This window comes from Brevibacterium sp. CCUG 69071, from assembly GCF_021023135.1.
Lineage (GTDB): Bacteria > Actinomycetota > Actinomycetes > Actinomycetales > Brevibacteriaceae > Brevibacterium.
This window is the reverse complement of sequence record NZ_PGFV01000004.1, coordinates 158,646-177,477: the sequence shown is the minus strand read 5'-3', so window position 1 is coordinate 177,477 and position 18,832 is coordinate 158,646. Positions and strand designations below refer to the sequence as shown.

The window sequence follows — 18,832 nt, the reverse complement described above, 5'->3', positions numbered from 1 at the left end:
CGATGAGTCTGCGCTACCTCGTCTCCCGCCTCGGCCAGGGACTCATCGTCCTGTGGATCGCGTTCACCCTCAGCTTCGTCCTCCTCTACTGGCTGCCCGGCGATCCGGTCGTGACCATGCTCGGTGCCGGGGGAGAGCTGCAGAACATCGACCCCGCCGAGGTGGATCGCCTCCGCGCCGAATTCCACCTCGACCAGCCCCTGGCCGTCCAGTACCTCTACGCCCTGTTCGGGCTGCTCCGGCTCGACTTCGGCACCTCGATCCAGACCGGGACCCCCGTCACCGAGGCGATCGCCGCCTCCCTGCCCTCGACGATCGCCCTGGCCGCCCTCGCCCTGGCAATCGCCCTGGTGGCAGGCGTGGTCATCGCCGTGACCGCGACCCTGACCCGTCGGTCATGGCTGCGTGACACCCTAGCCGCGCTGCCCGGACTGGGCGTGGCGCTGCCGACCTTCTGGGTCGGGCTGATGCTGCTGCAGGTCTTCTCGTTTCGGTTCCCGCTCTTCCCCGCGGTCGGCACGGGCACCCCCGCGGCGATCGTGCTGCCGGCGGTGACGCTGGCGATCTCGCTCTCGGCGATCATCGCGCAGGTCCTCTTCCGGTCGTTGCAGAACGCCTGGGTCCAGCCCTTCGTCACCACCTACACGGCCTCCGGTTATTCGCGGCTGCGCCTCCTGCTGCGCCAGGCTCTGCCGGTGGCCGTGCTGCCGGCGCTGACGATGAGCGGAGTCCTCTTCGGCCAAGCCCTGGCCGGGTCCGTCGTCGTCGAGAACGTGTTCTCCCGACAGGGACTCGGTCGCCTCGCACAGACCGCGGTGACCAGCCAGGACATCCCGCTCGTGCAGGGCATCGTGCTCTTCGCCGCGGCCGTGTTCGTCCTCGTCAACCTCGCCACCGACCTCATCTACCCGATCCTCGATCCGCGTCTGGGAGCCGCGAACAGGAGGAGCGCGGGCACCGATGGTGCGAACCTCGCCGAGGCGGACGCCCAGGGTGAGGGGAGCATCCCCGCCGAGGCGGACGCCACCCCTGGATCGGACGCCACCGGATCGGGCAGCACCGAGTCGTCCGCCACTGGCCGCACCGACCTGGAAGGCAGCCGCGCATGAGCCTCGCATTCGAACTCCAGAAGAACTCACACGCACAGGCCGAGCTCACCGCCGCCTCGGCGGACGAACACCTCGACGGCAGCGGGATCACCAGCACCGATGCGACGCCGGGCACACCGGGTGCCGCACCCTCGAATCCGAGAGTTCGCCGTGGCCTGCGCATCGGCAGGCTCGGCATCGTCGAGATCATCGCCCTGATCGTCCTCGGGCTCGCGGTCCTCGCGGCCTTCTGGCCGAGCCTGCTCACCGGGGTCGACCCGCTCACGGGCGACCCGGCGAACCGGCTCCTGCCACCGAGCCTCGAGCACATCTTCGGCACCGACCACCTGGGCCGTGACCTCTACGCCCGCACCGTCCACGGCTCCGCGCAGACACTCTCGGCGAGTCTGGCAGCCGTGCTCATCGGCGTTGTCTCCGGTGTGCTCGTCGGTCTCATCTCCGGTTTCTTCACCGGCGTCGTCGATGCGATCTTCATGCGCATCATCGACGTCCTCCAGGCCGTACCTGGACTGCTGCTGTCCATGGCCGTGATCACCGCGCTCGGCTTCGGCACCCTCAATGTGGCCCTGGCCGTCGGTGTCGCAGCGATCCCGTCCTTCGCCCGACTCACCCGTGCCGAGGTGATCCGGTGGCGCGCGAGCGAATTCGTCCGGGCCGCTCGGGCCGATGGACTGAGCACCCCCAGCGTGCTCGCCCGTCACATCCTGCCCCAGGTCAGAGGCTCGATCGGAGCACTCGTGGCGCTCGAGTTCGGCTCGGCCGTGCTCTCGGTCTCGGCGCTGAGCTTCCTCGGCTTCGGGGCCCCGCCGCCGCAGCCCGAATGGGGCCTCCTCGTCTCCGAGGGACGGGACTTCCTCGCCGCCGCGTGGTGGATGACGACCTTCCCCGGACTCGTCGTCGCCGCCGTCGTGCTCGCCGCCAACCGCCTGGCCCACGTGCTCAACTCAGAGAAGGAATTCCGATGACGCTGACCGATTTCCTCGCCTGGCCCGCCTCCGGCGCCGGCACAGAAGATCTCCAGGACGCCGAGGCGGCTCAGGCCGAATCGTCGAAGGCTCAGACTGCCCCACCCGAACCGGACCCGCCCACACCCACTCCGGTCCTCGAGGTCTCCGGGCTTCACGTGACCTACCCGGGAGCCCCCGGTCCGGCGATCGCCGATGTCAGCCTGTCGCTGGCCCCCGGCGGGACCGTCGCGATCGTCGGCGAATCCGGTTCCGGCAAATCGACGACGGCCGCAGCCCTGACCGGACTCCTGCCTGCCGGATCCGCGGTGCACGCGGACACGCACAGCCACCTCGGCGAGGATCTCCTCGGGGCCAAACCCGCCACCTGGCAGCGGATCCTGGGCACGGGCATCGCCTATGTGCCGCAGGATGCAGGGGCCGGGCTCAACCCAGTGCGCCGCATCTCCTCGTCCCTGGCCGAGACGCTCACGGTCAACGGTTACGTTCGCGGGCAGATCCCGGGCAGGATCGCCGAGGTGCTCTCCGCCGTCGGCCTGGACGCCGAAGTGCACGGTTCCCGCTATCCGCATGAACTCTCCGGCGGGCAGCGCCAGCGCGTGCTCATCGCCAATGCGATCGCCGCGGATCCGGCGCTGATCATCGCCGACGAACCCACCTCGGCGCTCGACGCCACCGTGCAGAAGCAGGTCCTCGACGTGCTCAGCGAGCTCGTCGAGAAGTCCTCGGCCGGCCTCATCCTCATCACCCACGACTTGGGAGTCGCGAAGGAACGCGCCGCGGACCTCATCGTCATGCAGCGCGGACGCATCGTCGAAGCCGGCCGCACCGAGGCGATCCTCGCCGCCCCGAACCGCGCATACACGCAGGCCCTGCTCGCCGCCGCCCCGCACCTGGGGTGGGGACGGCTGCAGCCGAGCCATGACAGCGACGCAGGTGCGGACGGCGACACAGGTCCGGACATCGACGCCGGTGCGGACACCGACACCGACGCGGACACCAACGACTCCGGCGCGCACGACGACAGCTCCGGCGCCGAGGTGGTGCTGCAGGCCGCAGGCATCGTCCGAGATTTCGGCGGGGAACGACCGGCCGTGAACGACCTCGACGTTCAACTGCGGGCCGGTCGGACCGTCGGCATCGTCGGCGAATCCGGTTCGGGGAAGACGACGAGCGCGAGGATCCTCCTCGGCGCCGACCGCCCCGATTCCGGGACCATCGAACTCGGCGGCCAGGCGCTCGAGAGCATCGGGCGCAGGGAACTGGGACGCCGGATCCGCTACGTCCACCAGGACTCGACCGCCGCGCTCAATCCGAAGTACACGGTGGAGAGGATCCTCGCCGAACCTCTGCGTGGGCACCGGATCGGCACCAAGGCCGAGCGTCCCGCCCGGATCCGCGAACTCCTCGACTCCGTCGCCCTCGATGAGAGCCTGCTGCGGCGGACTCCGCGGGAGCTCTCCGGAGGCCAGCGGCAGAGGCTGGCGATCGCCCGGGCGCTCGCCGTCGAACCCGAAGTCCTCATCCTCGACGAACCGGTCTCCGCCCTCGACGTGCAGGTCCAGGCCCAGATCCTCCAGCTGCTCGTCGACCTCCAGGCCGAACATGGGCTCGGCTACCTCTTCATCTCCCACGATCTGGCCGTCATCGAACAGATCGCCGATGAGGTCCTCGTGATGAAGGACGGCGTCGTCGTCGAATCCGGGCCGACCACCCTGGTGCTGCGCGAGAGCCGACACCCCTACACCCGGACCCTGCTCGACGCGGTGCCCTGCTTCGAGACGAGCACCCAGACATCTACCGCCACCCCGATTGGAGCTCATCATGCTTGAACAGCCTCTGCTGCCCAGCGGAACACCGCTGCGCCAGGTCCACCTCGCCGCCCACTTCCCGGGGGTGAACAACACGACAGTGTGGTCGGATCCCGCCTCGGGCAGCCACATCGAATTCGACTCCTTCGCCCACCTGGCAAGGACCGCCGAGGCCGGACTCTTCGACTTCTTCTTCCTCGCCGAAGGCCTGCGGCTGCGCGAACACCAGGGGCAGATCTTCGACCTCGACGTCGTCGGCCGTCCCAACACCACCGCCGTGCTCTCCGCTCTGGCATCGGTGACGAACCACATCGGCCTGGCCGGGACCCTGAGTGCGACCTTCAACGAACCCTTCGACATCGCCCGCCGGCTCGCCTCGATCGATCTGCTCTCCTCGGGTCGGGCCGCCTGGAACGTGGTGACGACCTCGAACGCCTTCACCGGCGCGAACTTCCGCCGCGGCGGCTTCCTCGACTACGCCGATCGCTACCACCGCGCCGAAGACTTCATCGACGTCGCCCGCGAACTCTGGGACTCAGCCGACCGGGACAGGCAGTTCTCCCACCGCAGCGATTTCTTCGACATCTCCGGCCGCTTCGATCTGCCCGAGCTGCCCAGCGGCCACCCGGTGATCTTCCAAGCCGGTGACTCCGACTCGGGACGCGACTTCGCCACCGGATCGGCCGATGTCATCTTCACCCGCCACGCCGACCCGGAGTCGGGTCGGAAGTTCTACGCCGACGTGAAGTCCCGGCTGGCTCGCTACGGTCGGGCCGAGGACGATCTCAAGATCTTCCCCGGCATCTCCGTCATCCTCGGCGACACTCCGGCAGAGGCCGAGGAGCGCTCCCGCGAGGTCGCTTTCCAGCAGAACAGCGAGGCCGGAGCGATCGCGTTCCTCGAACGCGTCTGGGATCGCGACCTCTCGGGCTTCGACCCGAACGGTCCGCTGCCCGATGTGCCCCCGGCCGGGGAATCGATCTCCCAGGGCCGCGTCAAACACGTCAAGGACGCCGAGGCCACGATCGCCGAATGGCGTGCCCTGGCCGAGGCCGAGAATCTCACCGCTCGGGAACTCGTCGTCCGGGTCTCGGCCCGGCACTCCTTCGTGGGCACCCCCACCCAGGTGGCCCACGACCTCGCCGAGGCGGTGGCGACGAAGGCCGCCGACGGCTACATCCTCGTCCCCCACCTGACCCCCGGCGGACTCGACGACTTCGTCGCCAAGGTCGTCCCCGAACTCCAGGAGCTCGGCGTCTACCGCACCGAATACCCGGGTGAGAACCTGCGCGAGAACCTCGGACTGCCGGCCGCCAGAACCGCCGTCGACTGGACCGCCGCCCGCCACCGCGCACGCGGCACCGAGCCCGGCACCACCTCGGCGAGCGAGTCCGCGACCGCCACCACCACCGACCACCGCCGCATCACCGAACTCAAGGAGGTGGGCTGATATGTCCCGCGTCGTCCTCATCTCATCCAGCCCGACCGAGGGCTCGAAGACCGAAGCGCTGCTCGAGTTCATCGCTCGTCGGCTGGGCCAATACGGCCACCGCACGGAGTTCCTCAAGCTGCGACACCTCCCCGCCGAAGCTCTGCTGCGCGCCCAGACCTCGAACGAGCTCATCAGCGCCGCTCGGGCCACAGTGGAGGGCGCGGATGCCGTGGTCGTCGGTTCGCCCGTGTACAAGGCCAGCTACACCGGGCTGCTCAAGGTCTTCATCGACCTGCTGCCGATGGACGTGCTGCGCGGCATGCCCGTCCTCCCGGTCCTCACCGGCGGGTCCCCGGCGCATGTCCTCGCCCTCGACTTCGGGCTCAAACCGCTGCTCGCGACGCTGGGCGCCAGTTCCATCGGGCGCGGACGCTTCGTCATCTCCAAGCACATCCTGCCCGCCACCGAGGCGACCCCGCCGGCCATCGATGAATCCGTCGAACGCGATGTCGTCGATGCGATCGACCAGTTCGACTCGGAGCTGAAGGCCAAGGAGCGCTCCTGCTCCCACGCCGAGGCCGGCTTCACTGCGATCGAGAGGAACGCTTCATGAGCTTCAGCATCGGCACCACCATCAGCCCCGATCCGCGCACCGGACTGGCGACCGCGAAGACCGTCGACGGTCACATCGACTTCGCGCTCGTCCCCGATGATTTCCGCGGAATCGACGCCCTCGAGTTCTCATCCTGGCTCGGCCCGCTGACGAAGGAGCTCGGCCTCATCCCCGAGGTCAGGGTCACTCATGCCGAGCCTTTCCATATCGCCACCGCCTCGGCGACGCTCGACTACACGGCCCGCACCCGGGCGGGACTGGCGATCGGGATTTCGACCACCGACGCCGAGGCGGCCCTGTTCGGTCGCCGTGCCGCCGCCGATGCAGTCCCGGCCTGGACGGAATCGGCGCAGGTCATCGACGTCGTCCGCCGGCTCTGGGACTCCTGGGACGATGATGCGATCATCCGCGATCAGGCGACTGACCGCTACATCGACCGGGATCGTCTCCACACCGTCGACGCGCAGCTGCAGGACTCGGTCGGCACGGACTACTCCGTGCTCGGCCCCTCGATCACTCCACGGCCGCCGCAGGGCCATCCGCCGATCGTGGTGAGGGCGGACGGTGACAATGCGGGGGCCGTGGAGGCTGCCGATATCGTGCTCGTCGACGACGCGGGACAGGCGAAGTCCGGCCGGCCTCCGCGCCTCGAAGACCTCCGGGTCCGCCTCGGCGATGAGGTTCCGATCCTCGCCCGACTCGACGCGCCCCAAGGCAACACCGAGGTGGCCGGCACGACGGCGCGCGCCCTCGAACTGCAGTCACGGGGAGCCTCCGGGATCCTGTTCGCGGCACCGGCGGAGAGCCAGATCGAATTCGGGATCCGGCTCGTCAGCGAGATCGTGCCGGCGCTGATCTCGGCCGGACTGCGCACCCAGTCGGCCGGACTGCGCACCCAGACTGCCGGTCTCGGCCGGACTGCGCACCCAGGCGGCCGCCTCGGGCACCGACTCGACCACCGACCTGCGCGGACGACTGGGACTGCCCGTCGCCCGCAGCCTCTTCGCCCATGCCTGACCTGCCGCCCGCCACCCACGCCGACCTCGTGTTCATCGGCGCCGGACCGAAGACCACGGGGATCCTCCTCGCGCTCGCGGCCACCGAAGGCGCCGGGGACGGGTTGCGCATCCATCTCATCGACCCCTACCCGGCCGGCGCCGGACGGATCTGGCGGACCGCGCAGTCGCCGCACCTGTGGATGAACTCCCGCACCGAGGACATCACGATCTTCCCCGACGCCGATGCGAGCCTCGGCCGCCCTCCGATCACCGGCCCGACCCTGCACGAGTGGATCCACGATGAGGGCCGCGAGCGTCTCCACGCAGCCGGACTGGGGGAGGAGGCGGAGCATCTCGATTCCCAGTCCTTCGCGTCCCGCCGAGTCCAGGGCCACTACCTCGAGTGGGCCTTCGACACCGCGCTCGAGCGTCTCGCCGCCGATGTCCGGATCCACCGCACCCTCGCCGAGGCGGTCGTTCGTCTGCCCGCCGGGCGCGGTTTCCGGGTGGTGACCTCGGAGGGCGAGGCGATCGAGGCGGAGGTCGTGGTCTCCGCTCAGGGGCATCTCGACATGGACCCCCTCGACTCGGACCTCGACCTCGAGAGGGCGGCGAGCACGGGACTGTACTATCAGCGTCCCGGCTTCACCGCCGACCTCGATTTCAGCGCGATCCCGCCCGGTGCCGATGTCCTCACCCGTGGTTTCGGGCTCGCCTTCATCGACCTCATGGTCATGGTCACGCAGGGGCGTGGGGGAGAGTTCTTCGAATGCGAGGATCGTCTGCGCTATCACGCCTCGGGACGCGAACCCGTGCTGTGGGTGGGGTCCTCTCGCGGGGTCTCGTACAGTCCGAAGCTCGGCTATTCGCGAGCCGATCTGCCCGGGGCGCCCGGGGTGGAACTGAGATACCTCGCCGCGGAGCAGCTGAAGGAGAGTGCCGTGCACGCGGGTGACGGCACGATCGACTTCCGCACGGTCATCGGCCCTCTGGCCGAACTCGAACTCACCTACGCCCATTACGACCATGTGCTGTGGAAGCGGAACCTCAAGGGGCGCGGGTCCGGGGGCGGTGATCCCGTGCTCGAGCTGATCGACGCGGTGGCCGCCGGCATCCTCACCGACCCCGATTCGGGTGATCGGCAGCTGAAGGCCGGTCGCGTGCGGATCGCCGCCGCCGCGGCCGGTCTCCTCGATGATCCGGCCGACCTCTTCGATCTCGGCGCCATCGACAGGCCACTCGACGACCTTCGGTGTGACCACCTCGGTGCTGGTGAGGACGCGGTGCGCAGCTACATCGAGGACCATCTCGAACGCAGTGCGGACATCGACCATTCCGCGGATCTCGCGGTCTTCGAAGCCCTCGTCAAGACCTATGTGGCGATCCGACTGCTCGTACGTTCTGGACGGGTCGGGCCGGAGGATCGGACCGCGTTCGTCGAAGGCAGCTTCCACTCGCTGTTCTCTTACATCGGCAGCGGACCGCCGCCGATCAGGGTCCGCCAGATCCTCGCCCTGCACGAGGCGGGACTGGTCCGCTTCCTCGGTCCCGGACTGCGCGTCGACGCCACTGAGCAGGGGTTCCGGGCCACCTCGAGCGCGCATCCGGACTCGAGGACCTTCACCTATCTCGTCGAGGCCCGCCTGGCCAAGCAGAGTGCCGCACGCGCGGTGGATCCGGCCCTTGCCTCTCTCGCGCACGCCGGAGCGATCCTGCTCGAAGGCGAAGGCGAAGGCAACGGCGCGAGCGAAGCGGCGAAGCACGCGAAGCTGCGCACCGATGCCCACGGCCATGCCCTCGACGAGGCGGGGCGTGCGCAGCCGGACCTGTTCCTCCTCGGGCCGGCCGTGTCCGGGGCGACCGCCGAAGCCTTCACCCGTCCCCACACGGATGCTCCGGTGTTCAAGGACAACGAGAGGATCGCCTCGGCGTTGTTGGATTCCCTGGTTGCAGCGGGGAGAACCGGGGCGGGCACACGTGATCGGGAGCAGCTGCTCGCCGGATGATCGCCCCTGTGACCCGCTTCCGATGACGAAAGATGACGTTTCATGTCTCGAACATGACGGACGGTGACACTCGGGGTCATCCGGGAGCGGTGCGAGAGCGCAGGCAGATCAGACTGGTGGAACTTCGGCCACAGTGACGAACCGTCACAGGCCGGTCGGAGGTCACCAGTGAAGGAAGGATCCGCCGTGAACTTCAGCTCTCGCGCGCATAATCGGGAGCGGGGGTGCCGTCGATGACCGTCACCGACCCGCACACCGCCCCCGCCGGAATCTCGACCCGATCGGTGCATTCGGGAGCCATGCCCGAATCCCACACCGGTTCGGTCGTCGCCCCGATCTTCCAGACCTCGACCTTCATGATGGACACCCCCGGAGAGACTCGCGCGGGCTTCGACTACGCGCGCACCGGCACACCGAACCGCAGCGACCTCGAAGATGTGCTCTGCGAATTGGAGAACGCCTCCTTCGCCGCTGCCGTGAACTCGGGCACCTCGGCCGAAGTCGCTGTGTTCTCCGCACTGCTCGGCCCCGGCGACGAGATCATCATTCCCCGCGACATCTACGGTGGGACTTATCGGCTGCTCGTCAATGAGTACGTGCGCTGGGGAGTGACCGTGCGCACCGTCGACCTCACCGACACCGAGGCGCTGGCGGCGGCGATCAACGACAAGACCGCGATCGTGTGGGTCGAGACCCCGAGCAACCCGGGCCTCGACATCGTCGACATCGAAGCCACCGCGAAGCTCGCCCACCAGGCGAATGCGATCCTCGCCGTCGACTCCACCTTCGCCACCCCGTGCCTGCAGCGGCCCATCGACCTCGGCGCCGACGTGGTCATCCACTCGACGACGAAGTTCATCAACGGCCACTCCGATGTCATCGGCGGGGCCGTGCTCGCAGGCGACGGCACGAGCTGTGCCAAGGCCGCCGAGGTGGTCGAACGGCTCGACAGCTACCTCGCCTCCGTCGGGCTGGGGATCTCCCCGTTCGACGCCTGGCTGACCCGGCGCGGCATCAAGACCCTGCCGGTGCGCATGAAGGCGCACTGCGAGAACGCGCAGGCCGTGGCCGAATGGCTCGAAGGCCGCGAAGAGATCGCCGAGGTGTACTACCCGGGACTGCCCTCGCACCCCGGCCACGAGGTGGCGAAGCGGCAGATGAGCGGTTTCGGGGGAGTGGTGTCCCTGCGCACCGACACCGGGGCCAGGGCGCTCGCGCTGGTGCAGAACACGAAGCTCATCACGCTGGCCGAATCGCTCGGCGGGGTCGAATCGCTCATCGACCATCCGGCGACCATGACGCATCTGGCCGTCGCGGACTGCGAACTCAGCGTCTCCGGTGCCTTCATCCGGCTGTCGGTCGGCATCGAGGACATCGACGACATCCTCGCCGACCTCGACCAGGCGCTCGCCGCGACCGCGACCGTGAGTGCCGAGGGCGCGGGCCGTGCGGTTGCTGCCGCTGGTGACCGCGCTGACGCAGCTGCCAGGCACGCCGCCGACGCGGGCGCCCACGCGGTCGTTCCCGTCTGATCGGCCCCCACACGCATCGAGAGTGACACAACCTATGGGAGCAACGGTAGGACGTGTCACTCTCGGTGCGTGATGCGTTCACACAATCCTTGATCTCGCGATGCACAGTCGGCGCCACGAGTGATGTGCGCCGTCGGGAGTGTGTGGGCGCTCACCGGTTGTGGGGAAAACCCGAGCCGGGGTCGGAGGTCTTCGTGCTGTTGGGGCCGCCGCGACTCCCGTAGCGTAGCTGCTATGAGTGAGAACACCCCCGAGAACCCGCCGGATGAGGAGCCCCAGGGCACCGGTCCGCAGAAGTTTCAGACCCATGGCGAGAGCGCCGATCGCGGCGCCGAACTCGCTGAGAGCACAGTCCCCGAACAGAACGAGAAATCGATCAGCGCCGAGGCGATCGTCAGCGCCCCGCCGACCACCGAGATCAACGAGACGGTGAAGGTCGATGAGACTGAGTCGGCCGCAGGCGAAGAAACTGGTCCGGCCACAGGGAAAGAGACTTCGGCCACAGGCGAAGAGATTTCGACCGCAGGCGAAGAAGCTGAGCCTGTCGGAGCCGAAGAGACCACGCCGGCCCGAGTCGACGACACGCGAGTGATGGGCTCGGCGGCACCGGCGACCGAAGCCGGCCAGTTCCGCACCAAGCCGATGGACCTCGAAGTCCCGTTCTCCGGCAACGGCGGAGTCGACCCCACTCGTGAGTATCCTCGCACCGGCACTCAGCCGGGTCGGCCTCCGGAGGCCCCGACTGTCCCGGCGGGCCAGCAGCCGACCCGACAGTACCCGCAGAATGCTCAGTATCCGCAGAACGCCGGAGCTCACGCCCCGCAATCGGCCCCGCAGCCGGCTCGTCCCCACCGCGGCCCTGCTCAGCACCCTCAACACCCCCAGCGTCCTCAGCAGCTCCAGCACCCTCAAGCACCCCAGCAGCCCCCGCGTACCTACCCCGTGCCGGGCTCCGGTACCCCGAACCTCGCCGGACCGCCCCAGAACTTCGCCGGACCACCCCCGAACTTCGCGGTTCCCGGACCCTACGCCGCACCCAACCCGGGGATGCCGATGGCACCCGGGCGGCCACCTCGGCGGAAGAAGCCGAAGCCCGAGAACGTCAGCTACGGTCCGGTCACCGGCGCCATGCCGCTGAGCGACCAGGACGTCACGGAGATCCCCGCGGACGGACCGATCGAATGGCCGCGTCGCTCGACCGGGATCATCGGGGTCGCGAACCTCGTGCTCTCGGCGATCATGGCCGTCATCTGGGCGTGGATCCCGGTCGGCCTGCTGTTCACCGGCATCGGCGGCATCTTCGCCCTCGGACTCGGCGTGCTCGCGCTCGTCGTCTGGGTCATCGTCCAGCAGGGCGCGAACGTCTTCGAGCGTTACCGCGCCGAACTCATCTACGGCGATCGGATCCCCGTGCCGAAGATCGAGAGCAGCATGCGTCCGGCCGGCTTCGGCCGTTTCCTCCATAACCGCTGGCTGCACGTGAAATCCGGGGCCTTCTGGCGCTCCACCGCCCACCACTACGTCAAGATGCTCCTCGGAGCGATCGTCGTCTTCGGCACCCTGGCCGGCATCTGCGGGGCGATCCTCGGCATCTTCGGGGCCATCAACCCGCAGGGAATCAACACCTTCTTCCTCGGCGATCCCGCCCAGGGAGTCGGGCGCATCGGCATCGCGATCGGTTCGCTCATCGTCCTGGCCAGCTCCCTGGCGATCCTGTGGTTCGCGCCGTTCCTCGACCGGGCACTCGACCGCAGCCTCCTCCCGCCGGCCCGCACCGCGGCCCTGCAGGCCGAGGTGACCGAGCTCGATCGGGCCCGCATGGCGGGAATCGAGGCGGCCGGCGCGGAACGTCTGCGGATCGAACGGGATCTCCACGACGGCGCCCAGCCCCGCCTCGTCGCTCTGACCATGACCTTGGGCATGGCGAAGTCGAAGATCGACAACGACCCCGAGCGCGCCAAGGAGCTCGTCTCCGAGGCCCACGCCGAGGCGAAGGGCATCGTCAACGAACTCCGTCAGCTGGCGCGCGGCATCCACCCCGCAGTCCTCACCGACCGGGGCCTCGACGCCGCGGTCTCGGCCCTGGCCGGCCGGTCCCCGATCCCCGTCGAGGTCGATGTTCGGCTCGAAGGCAGAATCGCCCGGGAGGCCGAGGCCGTCGCATACTTCGTCGTCGCCGAATGCCTGACGAACATCACCAAGCACTCCGGTGCCACGCATGCCCGGGTCTTCATCGCCCCGATCGACTCCGGTGTGCAGATCGTCATCACCGACAACGGACACGGCGGGGCCCACATCGACCGCTCGGGTCGTCACACCGGCATCGCCGGTCTGGTCGACCGGGTCGAAGCCGCTCGTGGGACACTGAATCTGACCAGCCCCGCAGGTGGGCCGACTACTGTAGTTGTGGAGGTGCCATGCGCATCGTAATTGCTGAGGACTCTGCCGTTCTGCGGGCCGGACTCGAAAGGCTCCTTGCCGACGCCGGCCACGAGGTGATCGCCGCCGTTCCGGATGCGAACGAACTGCTCGCCACCGTCAACACCACCCCGCCGGACCTCGCCGTCATCGACGTGCGCATGCCGCCGACTTTCACCGATGAGGGCATTCGCGCCGCCGTGCTCATCCGCAAGCAGAACCCCGACGTGAAGGTCCTCGTGTTCAGCCAGTACGTCGAGGAGCAGTACGCCTCCGAACTCATCGCGGAGAACACCGGCGGGTTCGGCTACCTGCTCAAGGACCGCGTCGCCGATGTCGAGGACTTTCTCGCCGCCGTCGACGAAGTCGCCTCGGGCGGTACGGTCCTCGACCCCGAGGTGGTCTCCCAGATCCTCGTCCGCACCCGCAAGAAGGACGGGCTCTCGACCCTGAGCCCCCGTGAACTCGAGGTCCTCCAGCTCATGGCCGAAGGCAAGTCGAACGCCGCCATCGCCGGCACCCTCTACCTCAGCGCCGGTGCCGTGGAGAAGCACATCAGCTCGGTCTTCACGAAGTTCGGCCTCACCCACGACACCTCGGAGAACCGCAGGGTTCTCGCCGTCCTCACATTCCTCGGAGCATAGAATGCCTGTCACCGTCCGCGTCAGCGAATCCACCCGCGTCAGCCTCCGGGCGATCATCGTCATCGCCGCCGCCGTCCTCCTGCTCATCCCGATCGCCTTCAGCGTCGCCCATGGGGCCTCCCGCCTCAACTATGGCAAGACCGAACTGAGCGAACCGCTGCCGAGTTCGCTGAAAGACCTCAAGCTCGCTCTCGACACCAGTGCCTCCGTCGAGGTGAGGACCTCTGAGACCGCCGACCCGTCGGTGAGGCTCACCGCGACCGGTCCTCGTGACCGGTCACCTGCTCTCGACATCAGCACCGACCGAGACTCGTCCGTGGTCTCCGTCGCCGATGGGGAGAAGTTCGAGAACACGAAGCTCGTCATCACCTTGCCGGCCGCGACCTCGAAGGAGATGAAGCTCGACCTCGAGGGCGGCTACGGCACGTTCGACCTCTCGGGCGACTACCGCGAGATCGTTGCGAAGACAGACGGGGCCGCCGTCGATGTCAACGGTTCGGCCGAGCGCCTGCAGACCTCGACCGACTACGGCACCACCTCGTTGAAAGGATCCTTCGGGACCATCGAAGCGAAGACCGGTGTGGGCACCCTCGACGGAGTCGACCTCACCGTCAGCGATCATGTCGACGCCGTGACGTCCTCGGGCACGATCGATCTCGACTTCTCCAATGAGGCGGTCCCCGAATCGGGCATTGTGGCCAAGACCGATGAGGGCACGATCGATCTCCGGCTGCCCCGCTTGGAGCTGGCTCAGGAGAACATGTCCGAGGAGGATTCGGAGGCCGCGAAGGACTTCGCCTACCGCATCAATGCGAACTCCTCGGCAGGCGATGTGGATCTGTCCTCGGAGCTGAAGAAGTATGATGCCTCCAAGGATGACAAGGACGCCGAGGGGAAGACGGTCATCCCGATCACGGCCAGCGCCGACGCCGGTTCGATCACCATCGACCAGAACTGAGCACCGGCCACGCCGACGAGCAACTTGGGGGACGAGATATGCAGATCACCGTGTACGGAGCCACCGGCACCTTCGGCCGCCGACTCACCGAACAGCTGCGCGGCAAGGGGCACTCGGTCATCGCCGCCCACCGCGGCAGCGGCGTCGACACCTATCACGGCGAGGGAGTCACCGAGGCGGCCGACGGCAGCGATGTCCTCGTCGACTGCGTCAACTTCATGACGAACAATCGGCACAAAGCCCTCGACTTCTTCTCCTGCAGCTCCCGGTCGATCGCGATGGCCGCTGCCGAGAACCCGGGTGCGGCGGTGGCATGTCTGTCGATCGCGTTCAGGCCCGAGGTCGCCCGCTCCTCCATCCTCGGGTACTACCAGGGCAAAGCCATGCAGGAGCGGATCTACCACCGGCTCGTCCCGTCCGATCAGCTCCTCATGTTCCGCTCGGCGCAGTGGTTCGAACTCGTCGAGACGATGACCACGCGGATCGGTCCGGTGGCCATGGTGCCGAAGATGCGGGTCCGTGCGCTCGCCGCCGAGGAGGCCTCACGCATGATGGCCGAGGCCATCGACGCAGGTGAGCGCGGCACCATCGAGGCGGCCGGTCCGGAGATCAGCGACTTCCCGACGATCGCGAAGAAGATCGCCGCCTCGGCGTCCTCCCGTTCTGCGCAGTCCTCCCGTTCTGCCCAGTCCTCCGGGGCGACGACGATCGTGCCCATTCCCCTGCCCGGGCCGCTGTCCGGTGAGGGTCTCATCCCGGAATCGCCGAGGTTGTCGGAGATCACCGTCGACGAATGGCTGCGGATGCGCTGAGCAGCCAGGGCGTATCATCCATTCCGGAGGTGCACATGGAGTGGAACTGGCTGGAATTCGGTCTTGACGGCGTCGACGCGATCAGGATCGTCGCGTCCTGCATCATCTTCTACGGCGGGATCATCCTTCTCCTGCGGGTCCTCGGCCAGCGCACCCTGGCCAGTCTCTCGAGCTTCGACCTCGCCGCCATCCTCGCGATCGGGGCGATCATCGGTCGCTCGATCCTCGGCGACACCCCGACCCTGGCCGCCGGAGTCCTCGCGCTTGCGACTCTGCTGCTGCTTCAGGCGCTGACCGGACTCGGCAGACGCTTCGGCGTGATCCGCGGTCTCGTCAACTCCCCGGCCATCGTTCTCATGGCCGGGTCCGAGATGCTCGCCGACAACCTCGCCCATGCCCACGTCGACCCCGACGAGGTACTGACCAAGCTGCGCACCGCAGGGGTCCGCCACCTCGGCGAGGTGGCCTGTGTGATCCTCGAACCGACCGGCCAGATCAGCGTCATCCGCCGCGGAGCCCCGATCGATGATGCACTGCTGGCAGGGGTCGTCGGAGCCGAGCGCGTGCCCCGGGAGGGGTGAAGGCGGGACCCGGTGACGGGCGGTGCGCGCAGCTGCCCGGAAAAATCCGACATGTCGGACGAATTTGTCGTCCGGCGGATGTCCGCGTCTTGACCGCGTCCACTAGCGTCTTCTCAGAATGAGCAAGTGCCCCTTGCCCATCCGGGACTGCACCGATCCGGAAGGAAGACGATGACGTCGAACACACACCTGACAATTGAGGCTCTTGCGCATATCGTCCGAGGCGGCGGCCATCCGGTCCTCGCCGACACGACAGCGATGACACAATCCCACGACTTCGCCGTCGACGCTGTGTCCACGCTTCCCGTCTACGGTCGCTCCACAGGCGTGGGCGCGAACAAGTCGATCGAACTGGCCGAGAGCAACTCGATCGACCAGGACCTGAGGCTGCTGCGCAGCCATGCGGTCGGCGCCGGCGAATTGGTCGACGACGAGACGGTGCGTGCGGCGCTGGTGATTCGTGCGAACCAGTTGGCCCGCGGCGGTGCGGGCATCTCGGCCGACGTCGTCACCGCCCTGGACGAACTCCTCAGCGACAACGCCCGACCCGCCATCCACGAGGTGGGCTCATTGGGCACCGGCGACCTGTCCCAGATGGCCGAGCTTGCTCTGACCCTCATCGGGGAACTCCCAACACAGGACGGCGGAACCCGAACCTACTGGACACCGCACGGCGGGGACGCCCTGCCGTTCATCTCCAGCAGCGCCTTCACCGTGGCAAAAGCCGCCCGCGCCGTGGCCGAGATCGACGACTACCTCGACCACAGTGTGAGAGTCGCAGTCGCGTCGATGCGGGTGACCGGCGCGAACCTCGAGCCCTTTGCGACTGCGGTGCAGAACGCCCGACCCGAACCCGGAGGGCACGAGGCTGCGGCTCGCCTCCTCGCCGCCATCGGTCCCCGCTCGTGGGAGGCCAAGCGACTGCAGGATTCCTTCGGTTTCCGCGCGCTCACCCCGGTGCTCGCGGCTCTGCTCACGGCCCGATCCCGCTTGGCCGCGGCGATCGAGGTCGAAATGAATGCGAGCCCGGAGAACCCTCTCGTCGACGTGGACTCCGCGTGGATCTATCACAACGGCAACTTCCACACTCAGCAGCTGATGATGGATCTCGAGGCCGCCGGACTCGCGCTCTTCGGCGCGGCGCAGCTCTCCTTCGACCGGACCATGCGTCTGTCCGAGCCCGAGATCACCGGACTCGATCCCTTCCTCTCCGACTCCGAGCCGGGCAGCAGCGGAATCATGATGGTCGAATACGTCACCGCCTCGGCGCTGAACGAACTGCGCATCCACGCACAGCCTGCCTCGCTGGCGAACGTCACCGTCTCCCGCGGAACCGAGGATCACGCACCGTTCACAGCCCAGGCCGCCCGGCAGCTGCTCAAAGGCCTCGAGCAGGCCAGACGGATACTCGCCGTCGAACTCCTCGGCGCCGCCCGCGGACTCGACATGATCGGAACCGAGGACGACAGCACAGCTTCGGCGCCCTATCTCGACTACATCGCCGCCGCGCCCCTGAACCGCATCCTCGCCGACCGACCACTGACGGACGACATCGCTGCACTCGAACGGTTCGTCCACACGAACCTCGGGGCCCTCCCACTGAAGGACATGAACCGATGACCACCACACCTCAACCACAGGCCATCGACGATGTGCCCTTCGGCCGATTCCACGCGCGCATCACCGCCATGACATTCGGTGCCAACTTCTCTGACGGCTATGCGCTCGGAATCATCGGCGCACTGCTCCCGGTGCTCGGGACGCAATGGGATCTGGGCGGCGTCGAATCCGGTCTGCTCGGTGCTTCGGCGCTCATCGGACTCTTCTTCGGCAGCGTCATCCTCGGCCGGGTGAGCGACCGGATCGGCCGACAGAAGGTCTACGTTCTCAATTTCCTGCTCATTGCCGTCGCTTCGGCGCTCCAACTGTGGGCACCCGAGTTCTGGAGCCTGTTCGTCCTTCGCCTGCTCATCGGCTTCGGGCTGGGAGCCGACTACGCCGTCGGTCCCACTCTGCTCTCGGAATTCGCGCCGAGGCGGCACCGCGGAATGATGCTCGCATCGCTGACGGTGATGTGGACGGTCGGCTATGTGGCCGCCAATGTGCTCGGCGTCTACCTGGTTGGGGACGGCGATTCCTGGCGCTGGCTCCTCGCCTCGGGTGCGATCCCCGCGCTCATCGTGCTCATTGTTCGCATCGGCGCCCCCGAATCCCCGGCTTGGCTCATCAGTAAGGGCCGGGTGGACGAGGCGAAGACGATCGTCAAGAAGTACATCGGGATCGACATCACCCCGGATCAGTTCCCCGCCGAATCCTCGGAGGAGATCAGCGCTACCGATTTCAAGGAGCTCTTCGGCCCGCGGATGCGGAGATACACCTGGTTCGGAGTGATCTTCTACAGCGCTCTCGTGCTGCCGTACTTCGCGATCTACACCTTTGTGCCGACGATCTTCACCAGCCTCGAGGTCAAAGACGAGGACCTCCAGTACCTCATCCTCAATCTGTTCCTGCTCGCGGGCGGGATCGCCGGCCTGTGGCTCGTGCAGAAGTTCCGCCGGCGTCCCGCGACGTTCTGGTCCTTCGTCGTCCTCACGGTCTCGCTCGTTCTCCTCGGAGTGTTCTCAGGAGCGAACCTCATCCTGCTGATGATTCCCTTTGCGATCTACACGTTCGTCATGTCGGCGGCGTCCAACCTCACCCAGGTCTACCCGCCCGAGCTGTTCCCCACGAGCCTGCGTGCCTCCGGCGTCGGCCTGCTCAACGGACTCAGCCGCATCGCCTCGGCGGTGGGGACCTTCATCCTTCCGATCATGCTCGAAGGCTGGGGGATCGCGGTGTCGATGTACGTCCTCGCCGCTGTCCTCGCCGTCGGCGCGATCTTCACATGGCTGTGGGCGCCGGAGACCGCGAAGAACCACATCGTCTGAGGACCGCGGCTCCGGTCGAATTCGCA

At 67.7% G+C, this 18,832-nt stretch carries 14 protein-coding genes and 1 pseudogene; all 15 read left to right on the top strand.

The window, feature by feature from the left end; all coding sequences use genetic code 11:
• Positions 1 to 2 precede the first annotated feature (2 nt).
• The 15 genes and pseudogenes from CV023_RS12440 to CV023_RS12370 all read left to right on the top strand — a co-directional run bounded on the left by CV023_RS12440 (position 3) and on the right by CV023_RS12370 (position 18,806).
• On the top strand, positions 3 to 1,109 hold the full coding sequence (locus CV023_RS12440; RefSeq protein ID WP_230746069.1) for an ABC transporter permease: 1,107 nt from the start codon (positions 3 to 5) through the stop codon (positions 1,107 to 1,109).
• Positions 1,106 to 2,074, top strand: coding sequence for an ABC transporter permease (locus CV023_RS12435; RefSeq protein ID WP_230746068.1), 969 nt, complete (start codon positions 1,106 to 1,108; stop codon positions 2,072 to 2,074). Before CV023_RS12440 ends, CV023_RS12435 begins: the two co-directional genes overlap by 4 nt.
• Complete coding sequence (locus CV023_RS12430; protein WP_230746067.1) at positions 2,071 to 3,906, top strand: dipeptide ABC transporter ATP-binding protein; 1,836 nt, start codon at positions 2,071 to 2,073, stop codon at positions 3,904 to 3,906. Before CV023_RS12435 ends, CV023_RS12430 begins: the two co-directional genes overlap by 4 nt.
• Positions 3,899 to 5,335 carry an NtaA/DmoA family FMN-dependent monooxygenase gene (locus CV023_RS12425; protein WP_230746065.1) on the top strand — a complete coding sequence of 479 codons (1,437 nt, stop codon included), beginning with the start codon at positions 3,899 to 3,901 and terminating at the stop codon, positions 5,333 to 5,335. Before CV023_RS12430 ends, CV023_RS12425 begins: the two co-directional genes overlap by 8 nt.
• A 1-nt stretch (position 5,336) precedes the next feature.
• Complete coding sequence (ssuE, locus tag CV023_RS12420; protein WP_230746063.1) at positions 5,337 to 5,930, top strand: NADPH-dependent FMN reductase; 594 nt, start codon at positions 5,337 to 5,339, stop codon at positions 5,928 to 5,930.
• Positions 5,927 to 6,508: pseudogene (locus CV023_RS12415) on the top strand (LLM class flavin-dependent oxidoreductase); the annotation flags it as partial. The gene ssuE and the pseudogene CV023_RS12415, both read left to right, overlap by 4 nt.
• A gap of 431 nt (positions 6,509 to 6,939) precedes the next feature.
• Positions 6,940 to 8,934 carry an FAD/NAD(P)-binding protein gene (locus CV023_RS12410; protein ID WP_230746061.1) on the top strand — a complete coding sequence of 665 codons (1,995 nt, stop codon included), beginning with the start codon at positions 6,940 to 6,942 and terminating at the stop codon, positions 8,932 to 8,934.
• Between the two features lie 233 nt (positions 8,935 to 9,167).
• Complete coding sequence (locus tag CV023_RS12405) at positions 9,168 to 10,466, top strand: trans-sulfuration enzyme family protein (protein WP_230746058.1); 1,299 nt, start codon at positions 9,168 to 9,170, stop codon at positions 10,464 to 10,466.
• Positions 10,467 to 10,700: 234 nt separating this feature from the next.
• Positions 10,701 to 12,896: a sensor histidine kinase gene (locus tag CV023_RS12400; RefSeq protein WP_230746056.1), complete on the top strand. Its 2,196-nt coding sequence runs from the start codon at positions 10,701 to 10,703 to the stop codon at positions 12,894 to 12,896.
• The gene (locus tag CV023_RS12395) at positions 12,884 to 13,528 is read left to right on the top strand and encodes a response regulator transcription factor (RefSeq protein WP_230746054.1); all 645 of its coding nucleotides are present in this window, start codon (positions 12,884 to 12,886) and stop codon (positions 13,526 to 13,528) included. Before CV023_RS12400 ends, CV023_RS12395 begins: the two co-directional genes overlap by 13 nt.
• A 1-nt stretch (position 13,529) precedes the next feature.
• Positions 13,530 to 14,486, top strand: coding sequence for a DUF4097 domain-containing protein (locus CV023_RS12390; protein WP_230746053.1), 957 nt, complete (start codon positions 13,530 to 13,532; stop codon positions 14,484 to 14,486).
• Positions 14,487 to 14,524: 38 nt separating this feature from the next.
• Complete coding sequence (locus tag CV023_RS12385) at positions 14,525 to 15,298, top strand: SDR family oxidoreductase (protein WP_230746051.1); 774 nt, start codon at positions 14,525 to 14,527, stop codon at positions 15,296 to 15,298.
• A complete protein-coding gene (locus CV023_RS12380; protein ID WP_230746049.1) occupies positions 15,280 to 15,879 on the top strand; it encodes a DUF421 domain-containing protein in 600 nt (199 codons plus the stop codon). Before CV023_RS12385 ends, CV023_RS12380 begins: the two co-directional genes overlap by 19 nt.
• Positions 15,880 to 16,050: 171 nt before the next feature.
• The gene (locus CV023_RS12375) at positions 16,051 to 17,499 is read left to right on the top strand and encodes an aromatic amino acid ammonia-lyase (protein ID WP_230746047.1); all 1,449 of its coding nucleotides are present in this window, start codon (positions 16,051 to 16,053) and stop codon (positions 17,497 to 17,499) included.
• Positions 17,496 to 18,806, top strand: a complete 1,311-nt coding sequence (locus tag CV023_RS12370) for an MFS transporter (RefSeq protein ID WP_230746045.1) — start codon at positions 17,496 to 17,498, stop codon at positions 18,804 to 18,806. Before CV023_RS12375 ends, CV023_RS12370 begins: the two co-directional genes overlap by 4 nt.
• Positions 18,807 to 18,832: the final 26 nt, after the last annotated feature.